This is a genomic window from Paenibacillus pini JCM 16418 (assembly GCF_000576305.1).
Classification (GTDB): domain Bacteria; phylum Bacillota; class Bacilli; order Paenibacillales; family Paenibacillaceae; genus Paenibacillus_AQ; species Paenibacillus_AQ pini.
In genome coordinates this window covers 17,956-33,511 of the sequence record NZ_BAVZ01000015.1, presented here as the reverse complement: position 1 = coordinate 33,511, position 15,556 = coordinate 17,956, and the positions used below count along the sequence as shown (strand labels likewise).

Below are 15,556 nucleotides of genomic sequence, written 5' to 3'. Positions count from 1 at the left end.
TGCGCCGCTAACTCAAATAAATAGTCCTTCTCAATACTTCGATCATTTAAACGTAGCTTCCCTTCTCCACAAACATGAGATGAACGCCCTTCTTACTGTGCGGCTCTTTGGCATAGGTTAGAAACCCTAGCTGGCGACGTAATTCATAAGGTAGGCTAGCGAATAATACCTCTAGCAATTGTTTTGCCTTCTCTGCAGACTGCTCTACTAGCACATCAAGCACAATATAAACCTTTTTCTTGCCAGCAACTGACGTCATCGCTGCGTACAAGAGCTGCTTGAATATTTGCTCGGAAATATGTAATTCGGCAAGCAATGCCTGAGCATGAACGGGTGTAGCGGCATTTTCCCGAACAGGAATAGCTGTAATCTCCGGAATCTCCGTCCCATGCTCGATATCATAATGATCTTCAAACACAGCATTCAGCCAGTGCTTATAGTCGGTTGCAGGCTCATCCGCATACTGTGCTGGCACAACATAATTATGAGTAAAAAAAGCACTGCGTAGGCCCGTAAAATCTGCCGGCTGATAGGTACTTCGTCCAAGGATCGTCTCGCCATTCTCGGCATGAAACAGAAGCAGCGCTTCTGGATAAAGACTGGCCTCTTTCTCCCCTCGTGCGGTAAGCTCGGCCGGAGCATCATATTGGCAGAACGGATGGAGCACCTTTTTGACAAAAGAATGGTCTAGTCCTGCCGATTTCGCTATCGTATCGAAGCCTTCGGTTGAACGAAAAATACCGTGTCGCTCACGCGTATACATCTGCTGCTGAATCTTGGGTTGAGTTGAATCGTTCACTATTCCTCTCTCCCCTCAATATACTTCAGCTTATAAAGTAGCCATACAAAGGCTCATCAACCCGAATGGGACTGACCACACCCTGTAGCTTTTGATCGACTGGATTACTGCCCAGCGCAGATACCGCAAAGTAGGCTGTATCGGAAAAATATACATCCATCGTTCCCTTGAAGGGACGATCGACCTTTTCAATAAAACGGCGAATTTCGCCATCAATATTCTCAAATTCGGTCAGATTCAGATATTTACGATGCACCATGTTGTTGAAGATATTACTGTTCGGCTTCACATACTCGCCTTCTTCATCCTTCAGCGAATGTAGCATGTCACTTTTGGTCAACACGATAGCCGTCGGAATATCAGTTTTACCCTTCTCCTCATATGCGATGAAATCGCCAAACATCGTCAGCACCACATCGCGCGGCTCATCATATTGCGACACCCATTGTCCTTGCTTATCGCCGAATTGAATTCGGATTTTGTCACGAATCGAGCGAATCTGCAGTGGGTCAACCATGAAGAGAATACCGGCTGAATTCTTAATATGCTGACCGTGAAGGCCGAGATAGTCCTCATCAACCATACCCTCGCCAGCGACATCGAAGAATACGAGCGTTAGCGGCGGTTTCGATTCATCTTTGAATACAAATTGGAAAATGAAAGGTTCTTGCATTTTCTCCTTTTGTGTCGACGCAAGGAGATCCCCGCGCTCGAAAAGCGGCTCTTCATACCCCGTACGGAATTTACGACTAATTTCAGCATTCAAAGGCATACACGCTGCATTAAAATGGTCTGCCGTCGTATTCTGCAACGTATGAATAAGGGAGGTCATATAAACGGATTTACCGACCTGAGAAGCACCGATAATCGAAATGATATTGCTTGGTACCTTACCAGATGTAACCGGAAGCTCATTGTGGCATTTCGGACAGAGTCTTCTGCGTGTCAGCACACCGTAGCGGTCGTTCAGTCCGACCAATACATGATCCGAGTACATCCGATATTCTTCAGGAACATCTTGCGGATGGAGAATCGCCTCCATGTCATGTACGGTATCCAGACCAAAACGCTCACGGTAACGGTTCAGCAGGTCGTCCTCACCAAGCGCGTAGTCCTCATCATCCTCGCGGTGATGCGCGGCGCGGAACACCACTTCTTCCGGTGTGAATTTACTAAAACAGTATGGGCACACGATGTCGTAGAACAACGGACGTGCCTCGGGTTCTGGTTTCTTTTTGAACATATCAAAAATACCCAATTGGATTCCTCCTAAAAGTTTTGCCGTAGGCAAAACTGACTTCGTAAGCATTAGCAAAGTTTTACCGAAGGTAAAACTGACTTCGTAAGCATTAGCAAAGTTTTACCGAAGGTAAAACTGACTTCGTAAGCATTAGCTGAGTTTTACCGAAGGTAAAACTCACTTCGTAAGCATTAGCAAAGTTTTGCCGTAGACAAAACTGACTTCGTAAGCATTAGCACTTTTCATGAATAGGTTTGTGTAAAACCCGCTTCGCTGCCGGATCATTCTTACGATGCTGTTGCCCCCAAATTTTTTTAATCCTATTCACCTATGGTGAAAATTCGGGGGCAAAGGCGAACGCTTCGCTTCTTCAGAACGATTCCAGCCTCTCCGCTGAAGTCTTGCGTCAGAACATTACGCTTGAACATATACAACATAAATACTACCCTACTTCATTTGGACCAGTTCGTATAATGAACCGTACCTTTTGCCATCCGTGAAAAAAAGTCTTACGTAATCCTGCTTCCCGACTTCAATGGATGGAAGTACGTTTTGACCTGCAACAAAATCGCTTAAAAACGGATACATCGTACCGTCATCTTTATTGGCTGGGTAGCCTCCCTGCTTCTTAACATAGCAAAGCACTTCTTTGGGCACTGGTATTTCAGCTTTCACTTTCATCTGAACCGTCTTATATTTACTGAGCAGTCCGCCTTTATGCCGGATTTCATATGTAATCCGCGCTTTGCCAGTACTGAACTCTTTCCGATTCATTAAATCGGGCTGACGGATCAGTATCGGCTCGCCGTCTTCAGTTAAGTTAACATATATCGTATATGCGATCCGGCCCACACTCTCGATCCGATCATGATAACCATTGTTCGCTTTATATTCATTACGTGTATAGAGACGTAGATTACGAGCAGAAGGCAGTTCTTCCGCCGCTACGCCCCTCGCCCCTATTTCTTCCCCCGCCGTATCGACAGCTGTCCGATGGATGTAGACGGCTTGTATGCCATCAGGCCATCTCCAGCGAAGCGTACAGCGATCCTCATCCAATTGATGAGTTAGGTCACGTATCACAGGGGTCTCTGCATCCGCATCAGTAAACTGCATATGGTGTTCGCCTCCTAAGGGCTTAAATCCTTTAAAATCCGCTACTTCGATTATCCTTCGTATGACCACCAAAACCGCCCCGAGCTCTCCCAGACTGACCAGGACGCTGTGGTCCAGACTGTAGCTTGCCATTCTCTTTCACAGGAATAATACCCGTGAATAGCGCTAGAATACCGGCGAGAATCAAACATGCAAGTAGCCGGATGATGGTGTCTCCATAATCGCTTCCAGATAATCCAAATTCCAGAATCAGTCCTGCGGCAATACCCGATACTGCTCCTCCAACTCCAAAGCTTCGAGCTAGATAACGGTTATCGAAGATAAGCCCCAGTCCAAGTCCGATCGCAGTTCCTAGGATAGCAAGCGCCACAATGCGCAGAATCATGTAATAACTCTGACCTTGCTGGGAGCCTGTGCGTTCCGTGACGAGTGTTCGATCGTTAACATTATCGTAGATCTTTTGAAAAACAAATGAAAGATCTCCCGCATTGGCAACTCCGTAATACTCCCCACCCGTCTCATGGGCAATATTCTGAAGTAAGCTTGAACCATCGGACTGCACCAAGTTTAGACCCACTGTATTCACTACAATCTTTTTCGCTTTGTATTCGGCAAGCGCCTGATTCAAATCCACATCACTAAATCCGTCCGACAGCAAAATAACCATCGTACCGCTCTTCGAATTATTTTGCTTAATGTGATCCATTGTATCGGATAAGGCCAAATTAATGTCTGTTCCACCATCGGTTGGCTGTAGTCCATCGATCTCAGCTGCTACTTGATCTTTAATCGACTGATCTTTGACACGAATGAATGGCTGCAATAAGTCTGTTCTTTCATTAAAAACCATCACGGCCACCCGTTTGCCGCTATCCATCTTATCAATCATATTTTTAGCTGCCGTATATCTGGCATCATCGGGATCGGTTTGCTGCATGCTGCCTGAATTATCAATGACCAATGCCACATCCTTGACCTGCTTAACGCTACCCGGGTTGAGCTCATACACAAACTCCATCAGCATTCCCACTAGAAACAATAGCACCAGTGATGAGGGAACTAGAAGCTTCAACGAAGTACCGATGTACCGCTGCCTCCAAGAAGGTCCATTTAATTGCGGAGCAATCATTTCCGCGATCAAACAGGCGAGCCCAATAAATAAAGCCACAACTCCAAAATAAATTCCGATCACAACAAATCCCGGAAGTTCTCCCAAGCCCCTGCCGAGTACAATCTCACCAATAGCAAATCCAAATGCGCCTCCGATTAAACTGAACAAGAGCAGGAGCAAATTAACTTTTCGCTGCATCATCACATATTGCATCCTTTCCAAATGGGGATTAAGCTCTACCTGAGCATCGGAAGCTGTTCTGTATCAACCCCATGAAATTCATATCCGTTCTGCAAGTACGTTTCATAGTAGACCTTACCATTGCGGTAATACATCAGATCCTCCAAGTGGAAGCCTCCCATCACATTCAGCTTCTCAACGCCACTCGTTCGTTTCTCATGCACGACACCCAGTCTATAAATCCGAGACGTTTCATCCGCGCCTAAGGCGTAACGGATAAATTCACTCTCTCCATCGCCAAAAAAGTATTTCTCCTCATAGCGATGTTCCTGCGTATAATCAAACAGCCTCACATTGATGACCGCATGTTCTTCCAAAGTACGATACAGCTTCTTGAATAATTCTTCCTTCGATAGCACCTGCTTATTACTGAACTCAATTGTTACATTGGCCCGTCGCATGAGTTCTTCTTCAAAGGTTTGTACGAACGGCTCTGCCGTCAGCACTTCCCTACGGCAAACATCGATTAAGCGCTGTTTCAAAGCTTCCATGCCAGCATCCAGTAAACCACTGATACTGCCCATATACCGCTCCTCGAAAAATACATTTACGCCCCGCTTCGCTTCCAATTCAAGCATCACATCTTCTGTGACACGTCCGTAATAATCCATGATGTTCTGGCCGATATAATCATCGGCATCGCGTATACTAGCTAATGCTGCTTCGTGCAGCTCCTTCAGCAAGCTCTCAAGCTTTCCAGACTGTGCCTTATAAAAGGAATGTAGATGCTCAAGCTCTGCCTCGTAACGACGATGGAGGCCAAGCTCCATTTCAAGTGCAAGCACATCCAGTTTGTGCTGATACACCGTATTAAAGAAATAATGCACAAATTGACGTACATTATGCTTATCCATCATAGGCAGGCGTTTAAAGGTTTGGTCGTCAACCAACCCTTCATAGATACGATCTAATTCACCCCGAGCGATGTCCAATTGCCCTGCCAGATCACGTAAGTGTGCACGCAACGGTTCTAACACATGACCCGGGCCGGCCTTCTCGTCTGTCCATTCATTTACTTGGAAAAATCCGATTTCCGAATGCGACTCCAAATGTTTACGCACGCTTGCATGTAGTTCCTCCGTGATATCCATTTGCTCCATGCGGCTTCGAGCTTCACGAACATAATGTTCGCGGAAATAGAGGTCACAACCATCCCCAAATAAGGCATTCTCCGCTTCACGAATCGACATCCTTCTCAGGTGACTATAACTTACGGGATGGGTCATCATGCCCGTCATATCTGTAATTTTGTCAGCACTTGGAACAAGTTGTTCCAGCCGTAAGGATGTTGATGACGGATCCATACCGAAAAACAATAGTTTTTCTTTTAAATCCCACTCTTCCCCACCGCTCTTCATGCGCATCACAAGTTGTTTGTAGAAGTGGTACAGCACGGTTAGCGCGATCGATTCATTAGGTCTCTTCACTCGAGAAAATCCTGCAGATACATAGCCCTGACGACCCGATTCTGTCATCATGTTGTTCTTGAACGATGTATTGTTGTAGCTGCCAACATTAGCGTCATAATGCAGCTCTTTCTGTTTGCGATTCTTAAGTAGCGTAAGATGACATATGGCCTCATAATTTTCCTGCATTCCGCCTGTTACAGAGATCCCCCGTTCATTCTTATCAGACAGCACATAAACCAGATCAAACAGTGGCGAAGCCGTATGCGTTACAGGGATAGAAATACCATCCTCAGTCACATGCAGAGGTGCTGAGAAGCTGTAGTCTGCGCTTTGCATCTGATCTAACTCACGTAAAAAAGCTACCCCAGCGGAGCTGCTGTATCCATACGAATCCGCCTGCTCTTTTTCACTGATGAGTACATACAAATCCATCTGCACTGATTTAAAAGACTGGCTGAGGATGGACTCGGCCAGTAGAGAAATTTCCGGTATGAACACATTAAGCGGGTCATCGACCCGCGTAATGACAGAAATATAGATGCGATCGAATGAAGAATACATTCTACCGTAATCAGCAATGCTGTGACTCAGCTGACGTAGTGATCTATTCAGCTCTGCTAAGTGGCGCCCGTCTTGATTGAAGGATCGGTATAGATCCTTACGAGCGCTTTTAGCAGCCTTTTGATCACCTTGAGAGGACTGAGGCTCCATATTGAGAATAACCTGATTCACACGCGACTGGGGATAATCCTTCGCTGCATAAGTAGGAGCAGAATTATCCGTTACAGAAGCAGTATTGCTTCTGTAACCACCCCTGCTTTTACCAGTATCGCTTCCCACATGGAAATACATTACACCCGCACTGTTTTCCCATTTACGTTCATTGATTTGCATCATAGGCTCGATTGCATCCGCAGCCTTGTCGCCAATGAATATAAACACCGCTGGGTAGTGGATACTGCTCTGATCATCCCCTTCACCTGTCAGCTTCTCTTCGGCAGCAGCATAGCTCGCGGCAAATCGTTCCAATTGTTCGTTCATGGTTTATTTCAACTTTCTACGAATATCGTTAAATTTAGAAGACATCGCTTTATAGAATTGGTGAGTCTCCTCACCATCCGCTAACTCAACCTTCTCATATTCGAGACGATCACGTGCTTCAAGGAAGTTCTGAGATAGCTCTTCCAGCTTCGAGAGCAGCGGAACAATATCTTCTGAGGCTGTCAGTTCGTTGTCGCGTCTTGAAGCCTTACGAAGAAGCGTACTACGGCTCTTCTCATCCAGTTGACGGAAATGCTTGAACACTTCATATTCCACGTAATGAACACTCTTCATCACGTTAGCGAAAGGCTCCCATGCCTCCTCTTCCGCATCCCGGTCATAGACATATAGCGCGCCTTTTTTCGTAATTGTACCTGTATACAGAGCCTCGATAAATTGATCTAACCACTTCTCATCATCCTGATACTGGCCGATTAAGAGCTCTAGCTCAGATGCTCTAGCAGCAATCGCATTATACTTGGCTAGTTCTTGACGCACGCGAGTAATCAGTTCTGGTGAACGGATTAGATTCTCCTTCGCTAGATCCTCGTTGATGCTACCGAAAATATCTTTGACCTTCTCTTGAGCAAGTCCCTCGCTAAGGAGACGTTTCAGTTCAATAACCGCACGCTTCACTTCACCTAGATTTGGTTTAGTAGCGTTAAGCTGCATATCATACGCTCCAAGCACATCACTTAATTCAAAAGGCTTAGTAAAGACCACAGCATATCGAGTGCTCGTATTCTGATCGATATCCTTAGCAAGAATCACTTTGTGAGCAACTGCCTGTTCAAATTCAGCACGCACACGAGCGTTGTAGCCCTGAACACGCGGATTGACGTACGTATCGCCCCATGATTTTTCTGGAATTGGCGAAGGTAGATACGTCCAGTTTGCACGATCAGTTTGCACGAGGTGGCGACCAACGCCCTCTTTATCCAGAATCGTCCGTTCATAGCTTTCTTCATACACTTTAAGCGGCGTATATACAAAGAGTGGCACCCCGTTCTTCGTATTCAACCAGAAGATCCGGTTCTTCACTTGGCTTTCTTTCACCGTAAAGTGAGATTTTCCTACCGAGTTATTCTGATAATTACGAATTCCCTTCAAAATGCTAGGCGCCTGCACGGGTACCGATACAAATCCCCAAGATGGGAAGTACAAATTACCTGCACTATTGCTCAAATGGAATACAGGCACGGCCTCTTCATCCAATTTACTAGCGATATTGCGCTCTACGAATTTATCAATGGCTTCATCTTGACCAAATTTCATGACCAAGAAATCTTCCATAGATTTCGTGATTAAGTCTCCAAATTTATCTGATAGGAAGTCAGAGATCGAACTGATAATATCAATTTCTGACTCACGTACCCACTTATTAGAATGATTGAGAAGCTCAAGTGAGAAGTCACGAATCAGATCATCTACATCTTTTTGCTCCATCATGCGGCCAATCACTTTAGAAATGTCAGGTACGCTGACAATGTTCCAGTAGTACGTTTTGTTGCCTTTATGATCTGCCTGCTCTTCACCATTAATAAGAATATCTCCGTTTTTGGAGAAAATAGAGTTCAGTGCATTCAATATTTCGGTATACACGTTATAAATGCGGTTGTTTTCATTATTCAAGAGCTCATAGAGATCCTCGTAGAACTCAATCATCTGCTCTGTACGCTCCACGTCAGCCATCAGCCAGAACTCATTGATTTTGGCTTCAATGTATACGTTCTTCTTCTTATCCTTCGATACAAAGGCACTCTTCGCGTCGCCCAGACGATCCGTCGCCTGCTCACTAGCGGCCTCAATATCACGCGGAATGCGGTGTAGATTCTCGCGCAGCGCCTCGATGTATGACTGAATCATTTTCAAAAGGCTAAAGCCTTTCTCTGTATAAATCATACGCGATACATAGAATGGACCTTGTTCAGGATGCAGGAAGATCCGGCGAATCTGCTCGCTGAACTGCTCCACGACTTCACCAGGCAATTGTTTCTTCGCCTTGATGTACTCCTCACGCGCACGCGCAAGAAAATTCTGCTCTAGCTCAGTATCCATGTTGATGACCTGCGTCTTCACCACATTGCTGTAGCTAAGACGTTCGCTATGTTGATAGCCTGGAAGAGGTTCAGGAACCCGAGATTCAAATGTCTTCATCATCGTTTCCATATCAATGCCTAGCTTGCGCGCAAACTTCTCCACATCATCCTGTGACGGAGCTTTCTCAAACATCTTCTCCATCTTGCCGAACAAACGGTACGCCAGATACGTCGTCATCTCCTCAATCGGAAGAACCGCAGACGAAGCACCAATAATGTTGTATTCATAGTTAGCAGGATAGGTCTTATTCATCTGAGCAATGTTCGTACGAATGTTACTAATATAGTCATGAATGGCGAATTCTTCGCCGGATTGCTTCTCTTCACTAGCCATGAAGTTCGTAATATTCTCTGCGGTTACGTTCATGCAGTAATCATACGCATTCTCCAGCAGCTTACCTTCTGTATTCGTTGCCGAGATTAAGTGACACAGATTAAATGGAGGTAACGGCGAATTTACAGTCAAAATATTACCGTATTGCTGCTTGAACCGCTCTCCACGACTGTCCACGTTCATCCAGTAGTCCAGCTCTTTCAGCGCCGCATAACCATTCTTCTTGATGTACTCGCGTGTATGCTCGCTAAGGCTCTTGTTTGCCAAATTGATATCTGGTGTAAACAGGTACCCCAGTGTATTCACGCGGTCAATACCCGCTGAACCGTGGTCGCGCTCAATAATTCCCCGCACGATATAAGCGATATCGAGGAAGCATCCACTTCCTGTACCACCAGACAGACCTGTAAGTAAGAACACCATCAGTTTCTTGTTGGTGCCTACGGACAAGGTTTTGATCTTCTTGTCGATCGCTTGCACAACTTGGTTAATCTTCGTGAACAAGAGCAAGCGTCCCGCTTGACGCACACCTGCGGCGCCATTCATACCGTCAGTAATACTCATTTCTGGCGAAAGCCAGTCTGTGATGTATGGCTCAAGCACGCTGCGGTTTTGCAATAGACCGCCGATTTCGGCATTTGACAGCAATACAAATTCGTTTATAGGGTCAAGTCCAACCCCTTTATATTTCTTGTTCTTATCCTGTTCATTCGTTTCAAAAGCCAAAAACTCTACATTATCGGGCTTATCCATCTTCTTCTTGGATAGCGGATCTTCAGGCAGCTTAAAGCGGCGGTTAATTTGGTATTTGAGGCGCAATAGCGCATCGATACCTGTACCCCCTAGACCGATAATAAGAATTGGATTATCAATGGTATCTACACGAATTTTATCGCTGACAATCCCTCCGCCTAGCGATACATCGAGTTGTTGGATATGTTCTCTGACAATTGGTTTCATTTTTTCTCCTCCTAAAAGTGCGTATGCAAAACTTAACATCGTAAGCATGGGCTAAGAGTTTTACCGAAGGTAAAACTTAACATCGTAAGCGTGGCTAAAGTTTTGCGTATGCAAAACTCACTTTGTAAGCAAATTCATTCTTTCCTAGCTATCTAACAAGCATAATTACTTTTGTATGCGTTAATTACTTCATCTATACGAGATATTCAAGGAGTATCGTCTTATCTGTCTGTTGTAGAGATACGCTTAGGCGATCTCCGCTTTTCAGTTCAATGCCGCCTGATGCTCGATCACACGGCCTGACTTCTCGATGGTGCATGCGGAAGTGTTTTTCAAGACAATTCGGTCATTCTTACCTGGGTTGAAAATAACCTTCTCGGTATCTTTAAGCTCTGGCGCTAGCTGGAGCAGTTGGTGAAGATTGAATTTCCCTCTGAAGGCGCCTAGCTTCTTATACTGCGGATATGTCTTCTCGCCTGTATTCTCATCGCGAATCTCGATAACCATTTGTCCGACGAATCCACGATTAGCCTTCTTCACTGCACCTAGAATATAATAGGCCGCTGCCGCAAGAACTAATAGAGCCACAATCCCGCCCACGACTAACCAGATCGGAAAAGGCTTCTCGGTATCCTTATCATCAGGCGTTGTCACGGGAGCTTTCCCTGATACACCTGCTGCATTAATGATCACAGGCTTTGTTTCGCGATAAAAGCTCTTTTCTTCCGCCCGTACTGTTAATTCATAGCGATGTTTATCCGGCACTTGGAACACACCTTCGAAATGATCTCCGGCATTATTCAGCTTCACTTCCTGCGTATCTCCGGAATCCAAATCTTTAACCTTCAATTTAGCATTCATATTCTGATAGAGCGCGTTATTCGAAAGCTTCTGGTTATTGCTAACCAGATACGAGTTGATATCTATTTTATCACCCTTTTTATAAGTTGCCCCTGGCTTTAAGTCTAGGTTTAGTTCCAAATCATAGTTAAATACGAGATTGATATCGATTTTGTCTCTAGGTACACCCTTCACTTGCAGCTTCCAATCCCCTTGGATGGGCTTTAACATCTTAATCAATGAATAGCTTTTTGATTTCGAGAGCAGCACATTTGATGACGGGATTTTCTGTGAATTTCCGGATGGATCCGTTAATTTTACATCGACCGGACTTGCGGACATAATGGAAATATTGGCTTCCAGCACACTTGCGTTAGGTACATTAACGATGACTTCTTGATAGTTACCGTTAGCTGTAATCGACTGAATCGGTACAATTTTCAGCTTCAAGTGGCTAGCAAATATCTCACTCAAAATTTGAGGCAGATCATCCGCCGAACTGGTCGAAAAAGATTTACCGCCTGTTTGATTGGATAAGTCTGCAAGTGCAGCTTTGTTCAGCTTACCATCGGCATTGAGGCCAATCGTATAGACTGGAATTCCATCTTGTTTCGCATCCTTCACAGCCTGACTGAGCTCTTGATCAGACTCTGCCTGAGTCTTACTTGATTTAGGGTTCAGCGCATTGTTACCATCTGCTAGCACCACAATCATCGGTTCGTGGCTAGGATCAGTACCTTGTTTGAGTACCTTCACTGCTTCCTTCACGCCAACTGCGATATCGGTATAAGCTCCACGATCAATCTGATCAATAAACTGCTTCAAATCCGTTTTGTCCGCATCGGATTGTATTTCAAGCAGCGCTTTTTCCCTTTGAATTTTATCCGTATAGGAGACAATGCCAACCTTGTCCCCCTTGGTCGATAGCATATCGATAAACATTTTCATCGCTTCATTGCCGACTTGATTGGGGTCACTCGCTTTCATGGAATTACTGGCATCCACCACGAGCACCGCATCAATTTGAGATGACTGCGCAGCAGCGTCCGCTTGTGGCAATTGGCCTACTAGTGGCACCATAAGTAATACAGCAATGAGAAGAGAGAGTGCGAATCTATTTATTCGAGGCATATTGTAGCTCCTTCACTTGTACCTTAATGTAATGTATAACTTTATTAACTCTAGGCAAAAAGTCTTAAGAAATACTTAAGATTATTTTAAAAATAACAAAAAAAGTGTGCGAATCTTTTCCATCTTTCGCTACCAGCTTCCAGAACGATGTAAAATCTGCCATTACTATGCCATTATGATATAATTAAACCCAGCATAATTCAATGTTTCAAGCCCGCATTGCATACTTGGGTATAAAGCCTTATATCATAAATGGACTAAACATTTTTACCGAAAGGAACATTTGATATGATTGCATACGGATGTCTTGGCGTTTTGTTTCTTTTTATTGGAATCAAATGTATAGCTTATTTCAGTCACAGAAAAAATACGCCGTCTTCTGAAGATTTAGACCAAACATTGATTTCTATCATCAACCAAACGGGGGAACATCATGGTTAAAAAAAGACCCGTACAGCTAAAACCGTATACTAAGACGCGATATGCCTATGAAAAGTTAAGGGTTTGTAAAAACTGCCACCAATATACGATTCTTTGGGAGGATACATGTGCTTCCTGCGGAAAGCACTCCTTGGTTCCAATCATGGATTATGCTCAGGCCCGCACCCGTCGTTCGATGCTAAATGTAAAATTGATATCGCTGTTAATGACGCTCATTGCCATATTGCTCAGTCCGACTGTGATGCAAATGATTATTAGCTTGGTCGTTGGGATCGTTCTGACTGGTTTGCTATGGAAAGTACAACAGAAGATGTTGCCATCAGAGACATTCCGTAAGCTTAACCAATTGATGAACTCAACGGCGCAGAACATACGAGCTGGCATCGAACTGAACCGTGGCACGGCCTCAGCTGCACTCAAAGAAGACGAGAAGCTCACATATGAAATATTGCGTGAAATGGCAACGGTTGTACATAATGACCGGATTCGCCTACAGCAAGTTGTTCTCTTGCAGACCTTTGTTCTACGCAAAGATATGGATCTAGAGCTGGAGCCACTTTTACTCAAAGATTTTGACCAAGAGCTTGCAGCTTATATTGGTGAAATCGCTAAAATTAAACGGGACATGATCAAAACCAAAACCATCCAGTATGTACTGAACTATGAATCTCATATTCTCATGATGCCTCAGGGCAAGCAAATCTTAGCCTCCGTTGTCGGCGCATGTGTTCGATTAAAGAAATATGTAGATACCTATCCTGATTTCATCCATCGATATGCAATTTTATTGCCAAAAGATCGCTTCTTACGCCTGTATCAGTTGGTGCGCCGTAATCCCAGTAGCAACTGGAACGGACTTAGAGACGAAGTATCCTCGATATATCATGAAAAATATCGCTGGGACCCCGATTTTCAAAACTGGGATTGAAGAGGCTATAGAGATATGACGATAATTAGAGCACTAACCCTGCGTAATTTATTAATTTTATTGTGTGCGGCGGTATTTATCCTTATTGGTGTGAAGGGATATGAGATTAATCGTAAGATTCATACTTTAGATGAAGCCGAGCGTATGTACGCTAAGAAAGACCTCCTCCGTGCGGAGGAACTGTATCAGCAAGCGAAAAGTAATAAAGCGATTCGTTATCATGAGGCTGCTATTGCAGCAAAACTTCGGGAACTGCAGCCTATTACGCTCATGAAGCAATCACTAGGGGAGCTGGATAAGCGTATTGAACGAGCGGGTAGACAAAGCAACTTCACTTCTTTTATGGAGGTCTATTCCGACTTACAGGCGGTTCAGCTCCGCTATATGAGTTCAGGAGGATTATATGCTACCTACTATCCAAAGATATCGGCTGCATATGACTTATCCAAAGATATCACTCAATATTTTCAGCAATTCAAGGCCTTTTACTATAATCAAATGCAAGATGCTCTGAGCAAAGGAACGTACACAGACGATACATTCAAGTGGAATCTACTTCGCATTCCGGATGTATTCTATGGAAGTGCGGAGCAGAAGTCTAAGCAACTGGAGGCCAAGTTTCAGTCGTATGATGAGGCCGTTCTAGCTCGTCTTGCAGCTGAGGGGAAATTCTCGGCAATGCTTGAGCAGTCCGCTGTCATGCTGAACAGCTATAAGTCACAGAATATAAAGGCTAATTGGGTAGCCGCTCAAGATGAGAAACTCACTCGTACCTTGCTTGAGAAAGACATCGACGGAGAAAGTCCAGCAAACTTTGCAGCTCATGCGAGAGCCTATTCCACATTCGTAGCTGCAGCTGGTTATACATCGAAAGTACAGCCTTGGATTGAACGTCAAATCAGCACCTGGATGAAAACAGCAAAACGTAAGATTAAAAAAGCTGACTTTCCAGCCGCTATCCAAATCTACGAAGCGTTAGCAAGCTACCGAGACACGACAGAGGATATCAAGGCTGCTAATTTAGCTTGGACGATCCATGATCCAATCAGGCTGCTGCAAAGCAGTGACAGCTCGCGTACCTACAGCCAAGTAAGTGGCGGAAGTGGGGATTTCGGCGGCAAAGCCTATGCCTTGGGTGCGGATGAGCAGAATATTATTTATTTTGCAAAAATGAACAATGACGACCAAACACAAATAATGTCCAGTCAGGACTATCCGAAGGATATTGCCATCCAGCAGATATCGCTTGAGAAATCACTAAGTACTAATCTTACACCCGTCATTCTCATTAAAGCAGCATCTACGGTACGTAAGAGCCTGTTTACAGCCTATGAGGTACAACAGGACCGTATGGTACAGATCTTCCAGTTTGCTGCTGATAGCTATCAGGTTCAGCCGGACAAGACACTGCTTGTCACGAATCCCGAAGGAGACGTGAACACCCAGCAGCAGGCCATATATACGCGTACAGCAGATCATTATGAATTCACAGGATATCCAAAAGACTATACAGAGATATTAGTCAAAGACCTCTTGGGACATGCCAATGAGAAAGTAAGATTCAGCTGCTATGCAACAGTGGTAGGCATGTCAGAAGGAACTGCATTAGCAGAGATGGGCGATTCGTACGTGTTATTGAGAGGGAATGTTGTATTCACCGAGGGTATGAATACGGTCACAGGTATATTCACTACCTTTGAGGAAATCTATTTAAACGGGGATCAAACCACAGAGCCCGTAAGCGTACCTGTATTTGAAGTAGAGAAACTCGAATAAGTATGAGTTCGTTTGATAAGAACATTCCATTCTATAAAAAGAGCCTCCTACTGTACCCAATGGGTATCGTAGGAGGCTCTTTTCGTCTAGC

7 protein-coding genes and 2 pseudogenes are annotated in these 15,556 nt (G+C 44.6%); 2 read left to right on the top strand and 7 right to left on the bottom strand.

The features are described 5' to 3' along the window. Positions 1-46 precede the first annotated feature (46 nt). From JCM16418_RS23930 to JCM16418_RS17780, 7 genes and pseudogenes are all read right to left on the bottom strand, one after another. Entirely contained in the window at positions 47-799 is a 753-nt protein-coding gene (locus tag JCM16418_RS23930; protein WP_052020486.1) for a GAP1-N2 domain-containing protein, read from the bottom strand. Next, positions 799-2,042 (bottom strand): annotated as a pseudogene (locus JCM16418_RS17805) (hypothetical protein). Before JCM16418_RS17805 ends, JCM16418_RS23930 begins: the two are co-directional and overlap by 1 nt. Positions 2,043-2,486: 444 nt before the next feature. Beyond that, the gene (locus tag JCM16418_RS17800) at positions 2,487-3,155 is read right to left on the bottom strand and encodes a hypothetical protein (RefSeq protein ID WP_036651695.1); all 669 of its coding nucleotides are present in this window, start codon (positions 3,153-3,155) and stop codon (positions 2,487-2,489) included. Positions 3,156-3,186: 31 nt separating this feature from the next. Then, complete coding sequence (locus tag JCM16418_RS17795) at positions 3,187-4,464, bottom strand: vWA domain-containing protein (protein ID WP_036651810.1); 1,278 nt, start codon at positions 4,462-4,464, stop codon at positions 3,187-3,189. Positions 4,465-4,502: 38 nt separating this feature from the next. After that, on the bottom strand, positions 4,503-6,956 hold the full coding sequence (locus JCM16418_RS17790) for a transcription initiation factor TFIID (RefSeq protein WP_036651692.1): 2,454 nt from the start codon (positions 6,954-6,956) through the stop codon (positions 4,503-4,505). A gap of 3 nt (positions 6,957-6,959) precedes the next feature. Continuing rightward, a complete protein-coding gene (locus tag JCM16418_RS17785; protein ID WP_036651690.1) occupies positions 6,960-10,349 on the bottom strand; it encodes a tubulin-like doman-containing protein in 3,390 nt (1,129 codons plus the stop codon). 193 nt (positions 10,350-10,542) lie between these two features. After that, positions 10,543-12,320 (bottom strand): annotated as a pseudogene (locus JCM16418_RS17780) (vWA domain-containing protein). A gap of 583 nt (positions 12,321-12,903) precedes the next feature. Between JCM16418_RS17780 and JCM16418_RS17775 the strand changes: the two are divergent. Continuing rightward, positions 12,904-13,689, top strand: a complete 786-nt coding sequence (locus JCM16418_RS17775; protein WP_242403895.1) for a hypothetical protein — start codon at positions 12,904-12,906, stop codon at positions 13,687-13,689. Positions 13,690-13,704: 15 nt separating this feature from the next. Next, the gene (locus JCM16418_RS17770; RefSeq protein WP_052020484.1) at positions 13,705-15,465 is read left to right on the top strand and encodes a hypothetical protein; all 1,761 of its coding nucleotides are present in this window, start codon (positions 13,705-13,707) and stop codon (positions 15,463-15,465) included. Positions 15,466-15,556: the final 91 nt, after the last annotated feature.